Raw genomic sequence first — 17,024 nt, 5'->3', positions numbered from 1 at the left:
CTCGAATCATCACCGGGCCCAGGCCGTCCCGAAATGAATAGCGTGGTACGCTACATAGGCAACGAGGCCAGCCCCTGGAAGTGTAAACAGCCAGGCGTACAGGATCTTGAGGCTCAATCCCCAGCGGACCGCCGACAGCCGCTGCGCGGCCCCAACCCCCATAATGGAGGTGGTGATCGTATGGGTGGTGCTCACCGGCACCCCCATGTCCGAGGCCCCAATAACTATCATCGCAGCTGTGGTTTCGGCCGCAAAGCCGTGGACCGGTTGCATCTTCAGCATTTTGAGCCCCAGGGTCTTGATGACTTTCCACCCGCCTACGACGGTGCCGAGTCCCATGGCCAGCGCCGCGATCAGGATCACCCACCACGGGACTTCCACCGACGACAGGTATCCGCCAGAGACCAACGCTAACGTGATGACCCCCATTACCTTCTGGGCGTCCCCGGTACCGTGGGCGAAGGCCATAAAGCTGACCGAGACGACCTGCAGCTTGCGGAAGAGGGGATTGGCCCACGCCGGGCTCGTGCGAAAGAATAACCAGCTGAGGCCCACCATAAACAGGAGACCCAGCACAATTCCCAGCGCGGGGGAGAGCACCATCGCTGCGAAAATCGGCTTGAGTCCCTGAAAGTTTAAAATCCCCACGCCCCCGTGGGCGATCGTTGCCCCCATGATTGCCCCAATCAGCGCGTGGGAAGCGCTGATCGGCATTCCGATGAGCGTCATCCAGCCATTCCACGCGATACCCCCGATAAGGGCCGCCGCCACGGTGAGCTGGGTGATCAAGGTGGGGTCGACGATCCCCGTTCCAATCGTCTTCGCCACCGCCGTCGAGTAAAACGCGCCTGCGACGTTTAGAACCCCGGCGAGCACGACCGCCTGAATCGGAGTGAGGACCCGGGTCGAGACGACGGTGGCGATGGCATTGGCGGCATCGTTCCACCCATTGGTGAAATCGAAGACGACCGCCAGCACCACCACCAAGATGATAATCCAGCCGGGCTCGCTCATGGGACCTGTGGCCCGGTTGACCGTTCCTCGTTGACCGTTGACCGCATCCGAGAGCCTGCCTCCCGACACGATCCGACGAGGGGACGAACCGCTTCTCTGTGATCCGTCAACGGTGAACTGTAAATCGCACTAGGCATTCTTGAGGACGATCCGTTCCAGAATGTCGGCCACGTCCTCGCCGCGGTCTGTCGCCGTCTCTAAGGTCTCATAGATCTCTTTCCACTTAATGATATCGACAGGGTCGTGCCCTCCCGTAAAGAGGGCGGCAATGGCATCTCGGGAGACTTGGTCGGCGAGATTCTCGAGGCGGTTGATCTCGACACAATGAGAGAGGATACTATTCAGGTCCTTGAGCTTCTGGACGGCGAGAACGATCTCCTCGGCCATTTGGTGAATCAGCGCGGCAAGGTGCTTGGCCTCGGTGGTACACCGCTTGATCTTGTACAGGGTGAGACGGGTTGCCCCCGCCTCGATGAGGTCCATGACGTCGTCCAGCCCACTCCCGAGCTGGTGGATATCCTCCCGATCCAGGGGAGTGATAAAGGTCTGGTTCAGCCTTCTGATGAGGTCATGGGTGATCCGATCCCCCACGTGCTCGTACTCTTCTATCCGCCTCCACCACGTTTCGTAGTCACCCTCCGATTCGGCCATCTCCTTCAAGGCCGCGGCTCCCTCTTGAATATTCAGGGCAGCAGCCTCAAAGAGATCGAAGAATTTTTCATCGCGAGGGATGAAGCGGAACACGGATTCGACCCTTTCTCCTGATATCTGAGAACAGTCAAGAAGCCTACCAACCCCCGAGGGGGTTGTCAACGCGGGGTGACGGTAAAGAAATTCACCGGCCCTCGGGCCTCTCGTACGTGGTGAGCAACTGACGCCGCTCGTCGTGACGCTCGAACGCCAGTTGAATCAGCCGGTCCAAAAGGGCTGGGTAGCTGAGCCCGCTGGCCTCCCAAAGCTTCGGGTACACCGACGTTGCGGTAAAGCCTGGGATGGTATTGACCTCATTCACATACGGCTCTTCTGTTGCGCGTTCCAGAAAGAAATCTACTCGCGCCATCCCGGCACAATCGATGGCCTGATAGGCCGCGATGGCCTGCGCTTGAATCTTCTGGGTGAGTGATGGGGAGAGGGGGGACGGGATCTGGACCTCGCTCATGCCCGGCTCATACTTGGCCCGGTAATCGTACCAGTCCCGCTTTGGGACGATCTCGCCGACGACCGAAGCCTCGGGGTGATCGTTACCCAGGACGCCGCATTCGACTTCCCGACAATCCACACCTTGCTCTATCAGGATCTTTCGGTCGTATCGAAAGGCCTCATCGATCGCGTGACGAAGACCCTCACCATCTGTCGCCTTACTCACCCCCACACTAGAGCCGAGGTTGCTGGGCTTGACAAAGATTGGATATGCGAAGCGCTGGTCCAGGGCGCTCAAGAGGGCAGCGGCGTTTTCCCGCCAGGCCCTGATCATGAGGATCTGAAAAGGCGCCACCGGCAACCCGGCTTGCTGGAAGGCAGCTTTCATTGCGACCTTGTCCATACCCATTGCAGAGGCCATGACTCCAGCACCGACATAGGGCATGCCCAAAAGCTCCAAAAGCCCCTGGACCGTGCCATCCTCGCCATACGTGCCGTGCAGGATGGGAAAAACCACATCGAGGGTATCCTGTAACCATCGACCCATCTCGCGATCCGGATCCATGCCCACCAGCGGGCGTCCTGAGAGCCCAGGGACAATCCCGATCCTGGTCCCCTTGCCCTCTGCCAGTCGGTCCGGCCCATCCACCAAAAGCCATTCCCCTTCGGGGGTAATCCCGATGGGAACCACCTCATACCTGGACCGGTCCAGAGCGTTCAAGACCGATCGGGCCGAGGCGAGTGAGACCTCATGTTCTCCTGATCGGCCACCGAAGAGGACTGCTACCCTCAACCGTGCGCCTCCCACCAGACCTCCTCCTGCGGAATGCGGCTCCCTTGACCGCTGCGAACTGTGGCAACATACTTGCAAGTAACGCTTGCCGACCTTGACCTGGAGGGCTCAATGGTACCCGGCTTCAACACGAACTTCTCCTGGCGCGAGCAGACTTACCATATCCAGACGGAAGACCTGGACCGGGACGATCCTCATATTCTCACTGTCGCGTACCGGGGGGGCGCCGTAGTGGCCCGGATCAAGACCCTCTACCGGGAACTTCTCGGCCCTGACCCTTCGCCCCAGGCTGTACGTACCCTCATGGTCCGCCAGCACCGCCATGTGATTGCAGATATCCAAGCGGGAAACGTCGATGGAGAGGCGGCCCGTTGATCGCTTTACCGACGTCCAGACCATCGCCGGCTAAGATCGGTATGAAGTCCGACCTGATCTAGGATCCGCCCAACAATCTGGTCCAGCAGCTCCGGCACGGTGCTCGGCAGCTGATAGAACGGCGGGATTGGGGGGACGATCGCCACACCGAGGCGAGCCAGTCGCAACAGGTTCTCCAGATGGATAGGATTTAAGGGGCTCTCGCGGGGAACAAGCACCAGCCGCTTTCCTTCCTTGAGCGTCACATCCGCCGCCCGACCGATCAGGTTCTCTGCATAGCCAGACGCAATGGCGGCCAACGTCTTCATGGAACAGGGTGCAACGATCATGGCCCGGACATGGGGAGAGACATAGGACCCGCTCGCGAGCGGAGCTGCCAGATCGTGGGAAGAATGGTAGAAGGTGGCTAGCGCCTTGAGGTCCCCGACCGCGCGCCCGGTCTCCTCCCGAATCACGGTCTCCGCCCCCGGCGAGATGAGGAGGTGCACCTCTTCTCCTCGCTCTGCCAATGCCTCGAGGAGGCGGACCCCGATGGCGACCCCGCTGGCCCCCGTAATGGCCAGAATCAATCCCTGCCCCGATCCACTCATTTTTTAGCCCTGTCTTCGATCCCTCTGACCAGCAGATCCCGGCAAACATGGCATAGGGCCTTGTAAGGTGTCAACTGGAATCAGAACTGTTTATACAGATAGGCACCCAGCAGGAGCCCCAATAGACTCGAAAGATTGATGCGGACGGTGAAACCGAAGGTCAGCGAAAGGATCTTGAGGTCGAGAGTAGCAGGCGGCTGAAGGCCAGGAGTAATTCCTTGTGCAAAGATTCGCTCTAGGATGCCACCGGGAAAGAGGTACGCAATAAGTTCTCCCAGGGCCGTGCCGATGAGGGCCCCGAGAATGAGGATCACAACAAGAGCGGTCGTTCCGCCCGGTTTTTTTGCCAGGGGCCTCTTCTCCTCTCTCCGCAGGCGATAGCTTCCTTGGCATGAAGGCCGGAGGTTTTCCTATGCTGGCATGAAAGGGAGGGAGATGCAAGGGACAAAATCACCTTGGCGGGGGCGTGCGATTCGCGAGATGCGTGACTAGGGCCTCCGCCAGACTTGGGATCGTGAATGCGGACGGGATGACGTCCGCGGCAAGCCCGTAGCGGCCCGCCGTCTCGGCGGTGATCGGCCCGATACAGGCAATGGTCACCCCCTTGAAGAGCACTGACAGATCCTCTCCCGGAAACATTTCGGCAAAGTTCACAACGGTCGAAGAGCTGGTGAATGTCACCGCATCGATCTGCCCGCTCCGCAGATCAGCCAGAACCGTACCAGACTCGTCGGTCACCCCCACTGTTCGATACACCGGCACAACCTCCACCTCGGCCCCCCGGTCCCTGAGACCAGCAGGCAGAATCTCTCGCGCCTCTGCGGCCCTGGGGATGAGAAATCGCATCCCCTGGAGGTCTCTGTCCAATGCTTCCAGGATCGCCTCAGCGCGGTACTCCCCGGGAACCAAATCTGGGTGGATCCCGGCTTCTTGCAAGGCGGCTGCCGTGGCTGGACCAATAGTGGCTACCTTGATGCCGTGCAGCACCCGCTGATCTCTTCCCCTTTCCCGCAGCCGTCCGAAAAAGAAGCGGACCCCGTTGGCGCTGGTGAAGATCACCCAGTTATAGCTGCCAATACGATCGAGCGCCTGGTCCAGGGTCCTCCAATCTTTGGGGGGAAGGAAGGCGATGGTCGGACATTCGATTACCTCTGCCCCGTAGCCCTCCAAGAGCTCTGTGAACTCACTCTGCTGCTCTCGCGCTCGAGTGACCACGATCCGTCGACCGATGAGGGGCTTTGGGTTCATGGTTCACTCTGCGATGACCGTTGACCGTTGACCGACCGTCTTCATTCAGTCGTCGGTCGTCGGTCATCGGTTAACAGTTTACGGGGAGGCCGGGGGTATAATCTCGACACGTGAGAGCTCCTCGAGGATCCGTTCCGCCCCCCGCCCCAGAAGCTCTTCCGCAAGGGCTATCCCGATCTCCTCCCCGTGGGCGGAAGGGCCTTGTCGCTCTCCGCGGACTATTTCGGTCCCATCCGGCATGCTCACCAGGGCAGTGAGATGAAGCTGATCCCCATCCAGCTGTCCGTACGCGGCAATAGGCACCTGGCATCCGCCCCCTAAGCGCGCAAGGAAGGCCCGCTCGGCGGCAACCGTCAGCGCGCTCGGTCCGTGGTTCAAGGGTGCGATCAAATTGTGAGTCTTCCGGTCTTCTTCGCGGACCTCCAGACCTAGAGCCCCTTGGCCGACGGCGGGGAGACTGATCTCCGCGGAAAGGATCTCGGTGATCTCATCTTGCCGCCCGAGCCGATACACGCCGGCCGCCGCAACGACCACCGCGTCGAGAGTCTCGGTCCTCAGCTTTCGGATTCGAGTATCGAGGTTCCCCCGCAGGGGGACCACGGTGAGGTCGGGCCGGTAATGCAGGAGCTGCGCCTGCCGCCTGAGGCTACTGGTACCGATCCTGGCGCCTCTCGGTAAGGCATGTAGCTTTTTTCCCTGCCGGGAAATGAGGGCATCGGATGGGTTTTTCCTCTCGAGAATCGCAGCAATGCTCAGGCCCGAGGTGATCTCGGTTGGCACATCTTTCATGCTGTGGACCGCCAGATCCACTCGCTCGTCCTGCAGCGCCTCCTCGATCTCCTTAATGAATAGTCCCTTGCCTCCTACTCGGGACAGGGGAATGTGGGCGAATTTATCACCGCTTGTCTTGATCTTCACCAGCACCGGAGCGAGGTCCGAGTATCTGCGCCTTAGCTCCGCGGCGACTTGCTCCGCCTGGGTAACGGCTAGAACGCTCCCTCTGGTGCCAATCCGCAGTTGAAGGTTCATGGTCCACAGCTCATGCCGCGAGGTTCGTAGTGATTTACGACTGACCGATCAACCCTCAGACATCATGGGCCACGCACTACGTGCAAAGTCGGTCATCGGTCCTCGTCCTGTAGGCCAAAGAGGCGGCGCAATGCGCTCACATAGAGCAGCCCATCCCGGTTGACGGACTGTCGCTTGAGCTCGGTGGTAGGATGGTGCAGGATCTTGTTGATGATACCGTGGGCCAATGTCCGCACCACCTCCTGTTGTGCGGGGCCGAGATCCTGCAGGCGACTCAACGCCTTCTCCAGCTCCATCTCGCGGATCTCTTCTAACCGCCGCCTGAGCGTCACGATCGTCGGCACCACCTCCAGGCTCTTGAGCCACCGTTGAAAGCTCGCCACCTCGCGCTCGATCAACAGTTCCGCCTGCGCCGCCTCCCGCTCGCGGTCCTGACGATGGCTCGCCACCACCCCTTCGAGATCATCGATATCGTACAGGTAGACGTTGTCAATCTGGTTCACCTCGGGATCAATGTCCCGGGGGACCGCAATATCAATCAGAAAGAGGGGCCGATTGCGCCGCAGGCGAATCAACTCCTCTACATCAGCCCGGTGCAGCAGGTAATGCGGGGCGGCCGTGGAACTCACCACGATATCCGCCTGGCGCAGCTCGTCCCGGATCTGGTCGAACCGCACTGCCCGACCTTGCAGCCGCGCAGCAACCTCGACCGCCCGGTCGAAGTTGCGATGGGCCACCAGCACCACCTGGACTTCCTCACTCTGCAGGTGCCGGGCCGCGAGTTCCGCCATCTCTCCCGCCCCCAGGATGAGGACCCGCCGGTCCTTCAGTTCCCCGAAGATTGACTTGGCCAGCCCGATGGCGGCCGACGGGACCGAGACCGGCGATTCGCCAATCCCTGTCTCCGTCCGTACCTTCTTCGCCACCCCGAGTGCCCGCGTCATCAGGGTGTTCAGGATCGGGCCGGTCGCCCCCTGGGCCTGGGCCACCTGGTAGGCCGCCTTCACCTGGTGTAGGATCTGCGATTCCCCGATCACCATGGAGTCCAGGCTGGCAGCCACCCGGAAGGCATGGCGCACGGCTTCCTCCTGGTGATGGTGGTACAGTCTATCCTGGAAGAGCGCAAGCGGGGTCTGGGTCCCCTCCGCCAACAGCTGAGGGATCACCGCCTGGGCCTTGTCAGGGTCCGGGGTAACCGCATAGACCTCCACGCGGTTGCAGGTCGACAACACCAGCCGCTCGAGGACCGTGGCCTCCTGCCCCAAGCGCTCGAGCACCGCCGGGAGCTGCGCATCCGGGATGTGCAGCCGCTCCCGGATCTCGACCGGCGCCGTCGTATGATTGAGCCCGACCGTCAGGATCACCATGGCTCAGTTGCCCAGATGGGGGCGGCCCACCAGGACACTCACCCCCACAAACGTCACGAGCAGTGCACAGAAACTGACCACTGCCAAGAGCGCGGCCTTCCGCCCCCGCCACCCCCCGGTCAGCCGGGCCTGCAACAGCCCCGCGTACATCACCCAGGCGAGCAGGGAGAGGACCTGGGTGGGGTCCCAGGTCAGCACCCGCCCCCAGGCCGCCTGGGCCTGCAGTGCCCCGGTCACCAGCCCGACCGTGAGCAGGGGAAAACCCACCAGCAGCGCCCGGTGCCCGAGGCCGTCCAGAAATTCCAGGGAGGGAAGCCGGTGATACATCGGGCCGAGACTCTTGGACTTGAGTTGCCGCTCTTGGAGCAAATACATCAGCCCCACGCCGCAGGTCAGTGCCAAGGCCGCATTGCCCAGCAGGACGAAGGTGACATGCAGCCAGATCCCCGTGCCGGCCAGGGCCGAGGGTAACCCCGGGCCCTTGGGCAGGCTGGCCGCCGCAGCGGTGGCCAGCAACACAATCGGCAGGACAAAGGCCCCCATGACCTTGCGCTGGAACCAGAACTCCAAGCCGAGATAGACCAGGACCGTGACCCACGCGAAGAAGGAAAGAGCCTCATAGGTATTGCTAAGGGGTGGGCGGCCGGCAGCGACCAGACGAAGGAGTAAAGCCACCGTGTGCAGCATAAAGCCGCCGACCGTCGCCGCAGTGGCGAGCCGGGCGAGGAGGCCGCCCTTGACCGAGAGGAGCAGCAAGTAGGCGAGCGTCCCCACCACATACAGAAAGAGTGCCCCGTAGAAAAAGGTCACATCCATGGTCATTGACCTCGTTCAGGGTTCACGGTTCATAGTTCATGGTGATTAGGATTAGTGACTGGTGATTAGTGATTAGTGCCAAGAGACTCAGGAGGGCATGTCAACTATGAACCATGAACCGTCAACTGTGAACCGTCAGTTACGACCGACGGGGCCGCCGCTGGCTGGTCTCCAGCAGCGACTTCACTTCTTCCACGAACTCATTGACGTCTCTGAACTGGCGGTAGACCGAGGCGAATCGGACGTAAGCCACTTCGTCCAAATGGTAGAGGTGGTTCATGATCAGCTCTCCAATTTCTTGAGAGGCGATTTCCCGATCCGACTTCTCCATGAGCCGCGTCTCCACCTCATCGGCGATTTTTTCGAGTTCCGCGACGCCTACCGGTCTTTTTTGTGTGGCCCTCAGCAGGCCGCTGAGAACCTTATTACGATCAAAGGGTTCGCGACGGCCGTCCTTTTTCACCACCATGAACTGAATTTCCTCGATCCGCTCGTAGGTGGTGAACCGTCGCGCGCAGTGGAGGCAGTGCCGGCGCCGCCGAATCACCCCTCCATCCCGGGCCTCCCGGGAGTCCACGACCTTTTCCTCTATGTGCCCGCAAAAGGGGCACCTCACGATTGGTGCTCCTTCGCTTTGGGCCCGAGCCGCTCGGCGTAGAGGGGAAACTGCTGGCACAGCTCGCGGACCTTTCCTCTGACGCGCCGCTGGCGGCCTTCATCCGCCGCCTCCTGGAGGACCTCTGCAACGAGCTGACCGATGAGGCGCATCTCCTCCTCCCGCATCCCCCGCGTCGTCACCGCCGGCGTTCCGATTCGGATGCCACTCCCCACTGCGGGCTTTTCCGGATCGAAAGGGATGGCGTTCTTGTTCACGGTGATCCCCGCCTTCTCCAGCGCCGCCTCCGCCACCTTTCCGGTGAGCCGCTTTGGCCTGAGATCCACCAGCATCAGGTGGGTATCCGTCCCCCCCGCCACCAGGCGAAACCCCTGGCGGCTCAGCTCTTCGGCGAGCGCGACCGCGTTTCGCTGGATCTGCCGCTGGTAGAGACGGAACTCCTCACCCAAGGCCTCCTTGAAGGCCACCGCCTTGGCCGCGATGACGTGCATCAGGGGGCCTCCCTGAAACCCAGGAAAGAGGTTTTTATTGAGGGCCGCTGCGTACTCCTGCTTACACATGATCAATCCCCCTCGGGGGCCCCGGAGTGTCTTGTGGGTCGTGGTCGTGACAAACTCGGCATGGGGGATCGGGGAGGGGTGAAGTTTGGCGGCAATGAGTCCGGCGGGATGCGCGACGTCGGCCATGATAATCGCCCCGACCTCTACAGCGATCTCTTTGAACGTGGCAAAATCGAGGATCCGAGGATAGGCACTCCCGCCGACCACGATGATCTTCGGCCTGTGCTCTTGGGCCAGCCGCTTCACTTGCGCAAAGTCAATCTGTTCGGTCTCGGGATGGACACCATAGGAAATGACCTGGAAGAAGCGACCGGAAAAGTTCACCGGGCTCCCATGGGTCAGATGCCCGCCATGCGCCAGATTGAGACCCATGATGGTGTCCCCCGGCTGGAGCACGGAGAAGTAGACTGCCATGTTGGCCTGGGTCCCGGAGTGGGGTTGCACATTGACATGGTCTGCGCCGAACAGCGCCTTGGCGCGTTCGATAGCCACGGTCTCGGCCCGATCGACGAACTCACAGCCGCCATAGTAGCGTCGGCCAGGGTAGCCCTCCGCGTACTTGTTGGTCATGACCGAGCCGGTGGCCTCCATCACGGCTTCGCTCACGAAGTTTTCGGAGGCAATAAGTTCAAGGCCATCTGCCTGCCGCGCGGTCTCTAGGCGGATAGCCTCATCGATCTCCGGATCCACCTCGCTGAGTCGCTTCACCATTTCCTCTTTACCCGTCCCGGCTCAAAACGTCAGCCGCCTGCAGTCAGTAATCAGAAATCAGTGGTCAAGAGTCGACAGTCAGCCACCGATCCGAAAGCCTCAAAGCCTCCTGCCTTCCAAGTCGGAAGCACATGGCTGACTGCTGACAGCTTTCTGTGCATCCCCCTCAGCCCCATTCTGGCTTCTGGCCGATGAGATGGGCAAGCTCCCGAGGGAGCGTGTGCAGGGCTGTATGCATCCCCGGTCCGTAAAAGCGGAGTCTGGCCTCTGGTCCCAATCGCTCACTGATCCGGGCCGCCAAGTTCCCCGTGGAGAGGGGAATGAGCTCTTCTCCTGTTGTCGCCAGCATAAACCCCCAATCGGCCCGGAAGGATGGAATGTAGGCGCGGTACGAGAGGAGCCAGGGAAAGACCTTCCCCACCTCTTTCCGAATCGTCAGGTGGCCTTCAAAATCCGACACGGTGCACTCCAGCGCTTGCATGGCCAGGATCCCCCGAGTGGCCAGGCGTTGTCGGATCGCCCGGTAATAGGCCTCCGAAAAGTCCACGGTGGCCGGATCGGTGATGTCATGAATGATCACATCGAAAGGGGAAACAGACCGCTGAAGAAATTGACGCGCATCCTCACACACGAGCGTTGTCCTCGAGTCCTCGAAGGCCCCCGCTGACCATTCTGGGAGATACTCCTGGCAGACTTTGACGACTTCTTCATCCAGATCCACCATCACCACTTCCTCCACCGTCCGGTACCGTAAGACCTCCCGGAGGGTGGCCCCCTCCCCTCCGCCGAGAATCAGAACCCGGCGGGGCTCCGGGTGCCAGAGCATTGCCGGATGGGCCAGGACCTCGTGGAAGATATACTCATCCAGAGCGGCCGACTGGATCTTGCCATCGAGGATCAACATCTTCCCGAATTTGGGACTTTCGACCACCTCGATGGCCTGAAATTTGGTCTGCCCGGAGTACAGCCAGCGCGACAGGGCGTACCCGTGGAACTCGTGCTGATTGATCTGATCAATATAGTACTGCGACGGGCGGGGAACCATCTTCGGATCCTTAAAAATTGCGCACTTAACGCAGTTGATGCTACTCTACCCGCTCGAACTTGTCAACCGCGAACTGCCGACGGTTTTGCTGAATTGTGTTATCGGAGAGTAAGAAGGGGCGGGGGATTACTATAGCGGGGAATTCCTCTCGGGCCAATCACCCGGTAGATGCGGTATGGGGTAGTGGCGCGAGGATACATGATTGGGGCCCCGCCATATCGGTGTAAGACCTTTTTGACGTACTCGCGGGTCTCGCGATACGGGGGAATACCGTCATACTCGACTACCGCTTTTTCCCCCGCATTATAGGCAGCCAGTGCTAAACGGAGGTCTCCTTGAAAGCGGTGAAGCAGATCCCGAAGCAAATGTAGCCCTCCCTGAATGTTTTGCAGGGGATCGAAGGGGTTGCGAACGGCGTACCGGCGCGCGGTCTTGGGCATGAGTTGCATGAGTCCCATCGCTCCCTTGCGTGAGACCGCCCGGGGATTGAAGGCCGACTCGACAGCGATGATGGCTTCGACCAGGCGAGCGTTGATCCCGTGTCGACTGGCGGCGGACATGATCAGCGCCCGGAGACTCCCAGAGGGCTGCGAATGTCTGCTTCTGGAAGACAAGGAGGGGTGAAGAGGGATGTTGCTGTAGCGAACTGTACCAGAGGCGTCCACATGCCGGTAGACCCGGGTACCGCTCTCTGCTGTTGCGCATTCAGGGAGAAAGAATACAGCGATGAGCAATCCAACAAAGATGTATGCCGCTTTCCGCATCGTTCCCCCTCGATGATGGACTGCCGCGGTCCGGTGCAAGTCCTATGCCGGACCCCGCACCGTCTCTCTTACACCAGAGGAACGAACAGCCGGAGGGTTCCCACCAGGGCCATCCCCCCTACCACCGAGAGGATAACTTTCCAATTGAATTTCCGATGGGCTTCTGGCAGCAGATCGCTCGCCCCGATGTAGAGAAAATCGCCGGCGATGAAGGCCAGGGCTTTTTGATGAAACGGGACGGGCATAAACCCAGCCAGCAGGGCTCCGAGCGGGTAGAGCAGGCCAGCCAGGGATAGGGCCAGGATAATGCGCGTTTTGCTCCACGCAGCCGCCTGCATGATCAGGGCAGAGGCAATTCCCTGTGGGATCTCATGGAGGACGACAGCGACGGTAATGCTGAGCCCCAGCAGCGGATCGATGAGAAAGCCCACCGCAATGCCGGCCCCATCCACGAAGTTGTCCAGAGCCATCCCCACGACCGCCACCGGTCCGATCTCGTGCGTCTCGCATTCACTCTCGCCGCAGGCATGGATCATCATGACCTTTTCCAGCACATAAAACGTGAGAAACCCAAAGGTCAGGAAGAGGGCATCCTCCTTGAGGTTGACTTCCGGGAGGATGTCGAGAAAGCAAACCGCCAGTAACACTCCCGCCGCAAACCCGATGACGTACCGGGATTCGACCTTCGCCGTCATTCCCCGCAGGGCGAGCCAGCCGGCCACAATGTCAGATAGCCCGGCTATCGTGGCATACAAGTAGATCATCCCGACTCCGTTGTGCTGACCCCTCTCCGACGACAGGACCGACAGAGACCGAAGAGCTCGAGCACGTGGGACCGAACGGCAAAGCCGGTTCGTCTCTGGATCTGTTGCGTGAGGCGGCCAGCCTCGACCGGGCAGGTGGTCACATCCTCAATTCGCCCGCACGTATCACACACCAGGTGGTGATGGTGATCCCGGTAGCCGTCAGTTAGCTCATACCGCGGGGCTCCTTTCCCCAGCGCCACCCGGCGGACGATGCTGAGGGCCTCGAAAAGACGGAGGGCTCGGTAAACAGAGGAGAGATTGATGTGCCGATTCTGAAGCGCCCGATGGATTTCCTCTGCCCGCAGAGGACTCGGGTGTGTGGTCAGGACGGTGAGGACCGCCGCCCGCGCCTGCGTCCAGAAGTATCCCTGAGCGCCGAGGAGAACCCTGATATGCTGAAGTGTCTTGTGCATGGCAAATTGCAAATGATTTGCAAATCTATTCTAGCGAAGTCGTGGAGGGAGTCAACAGAAACGGAGCCCGACCTTGTCGGCACGGGAAAGGCGTGTATACTGGAGCGACATACGTGGCTGGACACGGGACCTGAGATGAGCGAGAGAAGCGGACCCCTTTTCGAACGATTGGTTACCATTATGGCCACGCTCCGGGCTCCCGGAGGCTGTCCCTGGGACCAGGAACAGACCCGGGAGTCTCTCAAGCCCTTTCTCATCGAAGAGGCATACGAGGTTCTCGAGGCGCTGGATCACGGAGGGAAAGAGAAGCTGCAAGAGGAACTGGGAGATCTACTCCTGCAGGTGGTGTTTCACGCCCAGGTGGCCGCAGAGCTCGAAGAATTCACCGTGGATGAGGTTCTCGAGAACATCGCGGACAAGCTCGTCCGCCGTCACCCCCACGTCTTTGGCGAGACCCGGGCAGAGACCGCTGCAGAAGTGCTCTCCAATTGGGAGAAGCTCAAGCAGGCCGAGCGGGGTGGGGCAATCCAGGCCTCGGCCCTCACGGGCGTTCCCAAGACCTTGCCTGCTCTCCTCCGCGCTCAGCGCTTGCAAGACAAGGCGGCCAGAGTGGGGTTCGACTGGGGAGAGACCACTGAAGTTCTCCACAAGGTGGAGGAGGAGCTCCGCGAATTCAAGGCGGCGATTCGCAATGGACCAGAAGCAGTAGAGTCAGAGATGGGAGACATGCTCTTCAGCTTGGTCAACCTTGCTCGGTTCCTCCACCTCAATGCTGAAGAGGCCCTTCGAAAATCTATCGATAAGTTTAGCCGCCGGTTTCGCCACATCGAATCGGCGACCGCGGAGCAGGGAAAATCATTGGCAGAGAGCAGCCTGGAGGAGATGGACGCGCTCTGGCGGGAAGCAAAGATCGGAGAGGATTCCAGGGGAGGCCGGTGAATCTCCCTCCCGCGGGTATCCTCCTTGTTCTGGTCGACGGCCTTGGCCTGGGTGAGCCGGATGAGGGTCGAAATCCTCTCGCCGTTGCCCGGACTCGATGGTTTCGTTGCTTCCGGAACCAGATTGCGGTGACCGATGGCTGCTTGGTCGTGCCGACCGACGCATCACTTGGAGTCCCAGGCCTCCCCCAGAGTGCCACAGGGCAGACCGCACTGCTGACCGGCCTGAACGCCCCCCTCCTGGCCGGCCGACATATCCAGGGATTCTGTACACCCACCCTCAGTTCCCTGCTCGCCGAGCACTCTCTCTTTCGAACCTTCTCCCTCCACGGGGGACGGGTCGCTTGTGCCAATGCCTTCCCCGCTTCCATCTTGCAACGCCACCGGTTTCCCTCAGTGACCACCGTGGCCGCAAGAACCGCGGGGATACGGCTGCGGGACCTGGACGACCTGACCAAAGGCCAGGCCCTTCACCATGACTTCACCAACCACCTACTCAAGATCAGAGGCCACTCGGTTCCCCCACTTTCTGCGGAGGAGGCAGCACAGCGTCTGGCAGAGATCACCGCGGAACATGATCTCACCTATTACGAATACATTCAGACCGACCTGGCTGGCCACGCCCAGGACATGGATCGCGCGGTTGCCCTCCTAGAGGGGTTAGATCTCTTTGTCTCCAGACTGGTCGAGTGCCTGGATCTGTCTCGGCACCTCCTCGTCCTTGTCAGCGACCATGGCAACGTCGAAGATCTCGGCACCGCCGGTCACACCTGGAACCGCGTGCCGACCATGGTCTGGGGGCAAGGGCAGGAACGTTTCGTTCGCCGGATTCACGCCCTCACAGACATCACCCCCGCTCTGCTCACCATCTGGGAAGCCAATAAACGCCGCTAGCCCGGATTATTCACATAGAAGTGAATAATCTGCCCTCCGGGCTTCGACTCCGCCCCGCGTTTGCGGGGCGTCGCTCAGGGCTAGCCTTGAGCAGGCCGCGGGAGCGGCCTGTCGAAACCTGCCGGTGCGGCCGAGCCCGCACCTGCAGGCGCATTATTCACGAAGACACTCCGTTCGTGAATAATGCGGGCTAGGATGCTGGAAGGCTGGATGCGCGCTGCAGGGTACGATCCGGGCGCACCTGTCTTCTTTGTAGCCTCCCAGCATCCCAGCGTTACAGCATCCCAGCGGGGATCTTCCCATAGGGGAACGCCTTGCAAATTCTCAAGCCACAGAGTACTCTAAGAATATGAAAGTTATTCGCGCCTTTCTGCTGCTGTCCCTCCTATCCGCCCTGTTTATCCCGACAGGCTGGGCGGGTTCCGACGACGTCTATGTCGCCCGCGTAGACGGGATCATTGCGCCCAGCACTGCGGAATTTATTGTGGGCGCTATTAAGAAAGCAGAAGAGGGCAGAGCCCAGGCGATCGTGATCGAACTGGATACTCCCGGCGGCCTTGATATCTCCATGCGGGTCATTATCAAGGAAATTCTGCGATCCCCGGTCCCGGTCGTCGTCTATGTCTCTCCCAGCGGGGCGAGGGCTGCTTCGGCGGGCACCTTTATCACCATCGCCGCCCATGTGGCCGCCATGGCTCCCGGGACGAACATCGGGGCCGCCCATCCCGTCCAAATGGGCGGCGGGGAGATGGACGAGGAGATGGCGAAGAAGGTCGAAAACGATGCCGCTGCCTACATCCGGGGCCTGGCTGAGCGTCGGGGGCGGAACGCCAAATGGGCGGAGAAAGCGGTCCGCAAGAGTGTCTCAATCACCGCGAAAGAGGCGGCCAAATTGAAGGTCATCGATCTCGTGGCGGACGATCTTGACGATCTTCTGGCGAAGGTTGACGGACGTGTGCTCGAGACCGGAGCCGGCAAGATCACCCTGAAGACCAAGGCGGCTACAACCGTCAGGGTCGAGATGACTTTTCGGGACAAGATCCTCAAGGTCATCACCAATCCGACCATTGCATACATGCTCTTGCTCCTGGGCATGGCCGGCCTCTATTTCGAGTTGTCCACTCCCGGCGCCATCCTGCCGGGGGTCCTGGGTGGGATCTCTCTCATCCTCGCCTTCTACGCGTTTCAGGCCCTCCCCATCAACATTGCAGGACTGCTCCTGATTATCTTGGGCTTGCTCTTCTTTGTCTTGGAACTCCAGGTGGCCTCCCATGGCCTCCTGACGGCGGCAGGTATTGTGGCGATGTTGCTGGGGTCCTTGATGTTGATCGATTCTCCTGCCCCTTTTCTGCAGATCTCTCTTTCTGCCATCATCGGGGTGACGGCTGCCACCGCCGCCTTTTTCATCTTAATCGTCGGCGCAGCCATCCGAGCTCACCGTCGACAGCCGACCACAGGTCGCGAAGGACTCATCGGGCTCACAGCCGTGGCGAAGACTCCGCTGAAGCCGGATGGTCAAATCTCTCTCCGCGGAGAGCTGTGGAACGCCATGTGTGAGGAGGCGGTAGAAGCCGGGGGGAAGGTCGAAATCACCGAGGTCAACGGGTTAACGTTAAATGTCAAAAAGCTCCCCCAGGAGGCCCGAACGGCGGGCTAGATCCTCTGGGGTTTGCTGCCCGAAAGAGGGCAGGGAGGTAAGGATCATGCCGGGCATTTTCCCCTTTAATATCGGGGCGATCGTCATCCTGGTCGCCTTCCTGTATTTTGTCGCCACGGCGCTCAGGATCTTGAACGAATACGAGCGGGCGGTCATCTTCCGCTTCGGGAGGTTAGCGAAGGCCATCTTTAATCCCGGAGGGGAAGGGAACGGGCCGGGGATTGTACTCCTCATTCCCCTCATCGATA

General features: G+C 60.5%; 20 protein-coding genes. 5 read left to right on the top strand and 15 right to left on the bottom strand.

Annotation, left to right across the window (positions count from 1 at the left end; genetic code table 11):
• Nucleotides 1–9 precede the first annotated feature (9 nt).
• From O6929_01175 to O6929_01165, 3 genes are all read right to left on the bottom strand, one after another.
• Nucleotides 10–1,014 carry an inorganic phosphate transporter gene (locus O6929_01175; GenBank protein ID MCZ6479007.1) on the bottom strand — a complete coding sequence of 335 codons (1,005 nt, stop codon included), beginning with the start codon at nt 1,012–1,014 and terminating at the stop codon, nt 10–12.
• Between the two features lie 129 nt (nt 1,015–1,143).
• Nucleotides 1,144–1,758 carry a DUF47 family protein gene (locus tag O6929_01170; GenBank protein ID MCZ6479006.1) on the bottom strand — a complete coding sequence of 205 codons (615 nt, stop codon included), beginning with the start codon at nt 1,756–1,758 and terminating at the stop codon, nt 1,144–1,146.
• 91 nt (nt 1,759–1,849) lie between these two features.
• Complete coding sequence (locus O6929_01165; protein MCZ6479005.1) at nt 1,850–2,962, bottom strand: D-alanine--D-alanine ligase; 1,113 nt, start codon at nt 2,960–2,962, stop codon at nt 1,850–1,852.
• A gap of 45 nt (nt 2,963–3,007) precedes the next feature.
• Here O6929_01165 and O6929_01160 point away from each other — a divergent pair, with 45 nt between their 5' ends.
• The gene (locus O6929_01160) at nt 3,008–3,322 is read left to right on the top strand and encodes a hypothetical protein (protein ID MCZ6479004.1); all 315 of its coding nucleotides are present in this window, start codon (nt 3,008–3,010) and stop codon (nt 3,320–3,322) included.
• Nucleotides 3,323–3,327: 5 nt separating this feature from the next.
• Here O6929_01160 and O6929_01155 read toward each other — a convergent pair whose 3' ends face one another.
• From O6929_01155 to O6929_01100, 12 genes are all read right to left on the bottom strand, one after another.
• The gene (locus tag O6929_01155) at nt 3,328–3,912 is read right to left on the bottom strand and encodes a UbiX family flavin prenyltransferase (GenBank protein ID MCZ6479003.1); all 585 of its coding nucleotides are present in this window, start codon (nt 3,910–3,912) and stop codon (nt 3,328–3,330) included.
• An 80-nt stretch (nt 3,913–3,992) separates the two neighbouring features.
• On the bottom strand, nt 3,993–4,226 hold the full coding sequence (locus O6929_01150) for a DUF4321 domain-containing protein (GenBank protein MCZ6479002.1): 234 nt from the start codon (nt 4,224–4,226) through the stop codon (nt 3,993–3,995).
• Between the two features lie 136 nt (nt 4,227–4,362).
• Nucleotides 4,363–5,160, bottom strand: coding sequence for a uroporphyrinogen-III synthase (locus O6929_01145; protein MCZ6479001.1), 798 nt, complete (start codon nt 5,158–5,160; stop codon nt 4,363–4,365).
• 78 nt (nt 5,161–5,238) lie between these two features.
• Nucleotides 5,239–6,189: a hydroxymethylbilane synthase gene (gene hemC, locus O6929_01140; protein ID MCZ6479000.1), complete on the bottom strand. Its 951-nt coding sequence runs from the start codon at nt 6,187–6,189 to the stop codon at nt 5,239–5,241.
• 92 nt (nt 6,190–6,281) lie between these two features.
• Entirely contained in the window at nt 6,282–7,556 is a 1,275-nt protein-coding gene (gene hemA, locus O6929_01135) for a glutamyl-tRNA reductase (protein MCZ6478999.1), read from the bottom strand.
• 3 nt (nt 7,557–7,559) lie between these two features.
• Nucleotides 7,560–8,378, bottom strand: coding sequence for a cytochrome c biogenesis protein CcsA (gene ccsA, locus O6929_01130; protein MCZ6478998.1), 819 nt, complete (start codon nt 8,376–8,378; stop codon nt 7,560–7,562).
• A 133-nt stretch (nt 8,379–8,511) separates the two neighbouring features.
• Nucleotides 8,512–8,988 carry a transcriptional regulator NrdR gene (gene nrdR / locus O6929_01125; protein ID MCZ6478997.1) on the bottom strand — a complete coding sequence of 159 codons (477 nt, stop codon included), beginning with the start codon at nt 8,986–8,988 and terminating at the stop codon, nt 8,512–8,514.
• Nucleotides 8,985–10,259 carry a serine hydroxymethyltransferase gene (locus tag O6929_01120; GenBank protein MCZ6478996.1) on the bottom strand — a complete coding sequence of 425 codons (1,275 nt, stop codon included), beginning with the start codon at nt 10,257–10,259 and terminating at the stop codon, nt 8,985–8,987. The genes nrdR and O6929_01120 overlap by 4 nt, the downstream gene beginning before the upstream one ends.
• A 166-nt stretch (nt 10,260–10,425) precedes the next feature.
• The gene (locus O6929_01115; GenBank protein ID MCZ6478995.1) at nt 10,426–11,304 is read right to left on the bottom strand and encodes a hypothetical protein; all 879 of its coding nucleotides are present in this window, start codon (nt 11,302–11,304) and stop codon (nt 10,426–10,428) included.
• A gap of 98 nt (nt 11,305–11,402) precedes the next feature.
• Nucleotides 11,403–12,068: a lytic transglycosylase domain-containing protein gene (locus tag O6929_01110; GenBank protein MCZ6478994.1), complete on the bottom strand. Its 666-nt coding sequence runs from the start codon at nt 12,066–12,068 to the stop codon at nt 11,403–11,405.
• A gap of 68 nt (nt 12,069–12,136) precedes the next feature.
• Nucleotides 12,137–12,832, bottom strand: coding sequence for a ZIP family metal transporter (locus tag O6929_01105; protein MCZ6478993.1), 696 nt, complete (start codon nt 12,830–12,832; stop codon nt 12,137–12,139).
• Nucleotides 12,829–13,287: a Fur family transcriptional regulator gene (locus tag O6929_01100; GenBank protein ID MCZ6478992.1), complete on the bottom strand. Its 459-nt coding sequence runs from the start codon at nt 13,285–13,287 to the stop codon at nt 12,829–12,831. Before O6929_01100 ends, O6929_01105 begins: the two co-directional genes overlap by 4 nt.
• 135 nt (nt 13,288–13,422) lie before the next feature.
• Between O6929_01100 and mazG the strand changes: the two genes are divergently transcribed.
• The 4 genes from mazG to O6929_01080 all read left to right on the top strand — a co-directional run.
• Nucleotides 13,423–14,226 (top strand): nucleoside triphosphate pyrophosphohydrolase, encoded by an 804-nt coding sequence (gene mazG / locus O6929_01095; GenBank protein MCZ6478991.1) that lies wholly within the window; start codon nt 13,423–13,425, stop codon nt 14,224–14,226.
• Complete coding sequence (locus tag O6929_01090) at nt 14,223–15,119, top strand: hypothetical protein (protein MCZ6478990.1); 897 nt, start codon at nt 14,223–14,225, stop codon at nt 15,117–15,119. Before mazG ends, O6929_01090 begins: the two co-directional genes overlap by 4 nt.
• Nucleotides 15,120–15,468: 349 nt before the next feature.
• The gene (locus O6929_01085; protein MCZ6478989.1) at nt 15,469–16,776 is read left to right on the top strand and encodes a nodulation protein NfeD; all 1,308 of its coding nucleotides are present in this window, start codon (nt 15,469–15,471) and stop codon (nt 16,774–16,776) included.
• A 46-nt stretch (nt 16,777–16,822) separates the two neighbouring features.
• A partial coding sequence (locus O6929_01080; protein ID MCZ6478988.1) for a hypothetical protein occupies nt 16,823–17,024 on the top strand: 202 nt, incomplete at its 3' end.

The sequence above is a fragment of the Candidatus Methylomirabilota bacterium genome (genome assembly GCA_027293415.1).
In the GTDB taxonomy this organism is placed as follows: Bacteria; Methylomirabilota; Methylomirabilia; order Methylomirabilales; family CSP1-5; genus CSP1-5.
The sequence above is the reverse complement of the archived record's forward strand: the minus strand, read 5'-3'. Positions and strand labels throughout refer to the sequence as shown.

What these genes read in the sequence shown, in the direction of transcription:
- O6929_01155 (MCZ6479003.1), bottom strand. Translation starts at nt 3,912, where the DNA reads ATGAGTGGATCGGGGCAGGGATTGATTCTGGCCATTACGGGGGCCAGC.
- O6929_01120 (MCZ6478996.1), bottom strand. Translation starts at nt 10,259, where the DNA reads ATGGTGAAGCGACTCAGCGAGGTGGATCCGGAGATCGATGAGGCTATC.
- hemA (MCZ6478999.1), bottom strand. Translation starts at nt 7,556, where the DNA reads ATGGTGATCCTGACGGTCGGGCTCAATCATACGACGGCGCCGGTCGAG.
- hemC (MCZ6479000.1), bottom strand. Translation starts at nt 6,189, where the DNA reads ATGAACCTTCAACTGCGGATTGGCACCAGAGGGAGCGTTCTAGCCGTT.
- O6929_01110 (MCZ6478994.1), bottom strand. Translation starts at nt 12,068, where the DNA reads ATGCGGAAAGCGGCATACATCTTTGTTGGATTGCTCATCGCTGTATTC.
- O6929_01175 (MCZ6479007.1), bottom strand. Translation starts at nt 1,014, where the DNA reads ATGAGCGAGCCCGGCTGGATTATCATCTTGGTGGTGGTGCTGGCGGTC.
- O6929_01100 (MCZ6478992.1), bottom strand. Translation starts at nt 13,287, where the DNA reads ATGCACAAGACACTTCAGCATATCAGGGTTCTCCTCGGCGCTCAGGGA.
- ccsA (MCZ6478998.1), bottom strand. Translation starts at nt 8,378, where the DNA reads ATGACCATGGATGTGACCTTTTTCTACGGGGCACTCTTTCTGTATGTG.
- mazG (MCZ6478991.1), top strand. Translation starts at nt 13,423, where the DNA reads ATGAGCGAGAGAAGCGGACCCCTTTTCGAACGATTGGTTACCATTATG.
- O6929_01105 (MCZ6478993.1), bottom strand. Translation starts at nt 12,832, where the DNA reads ATGATCTACTTGTATGCCACGATAGCCGGGCTATCTGACATTGTGGCC.
- O6929_01115 (MCZ6478995.1), bottom strand. Translation starts at nt 11,304, where the DNA reads ATGGTTCCCCGCCCGTCGCAGTACTATATTGATCAGATCAATCAGCAC.
- O6929_01085 (MCZ6478989.1), top strand. Translation starts at nt 15,469, where the DNA reads ATGAAAGTTATTCGCGCCTTTCTGCTGCTGTCCCTCCTATCCGCCCTG.
- O6929_01145 (MCZ6479001.1), bottom strand. Translation starts at nt 5,160, where the DNA reads ATGAACCCAAAGCCCCTCATCGGTCGACGGATCGTGGTCACTCGAGCG.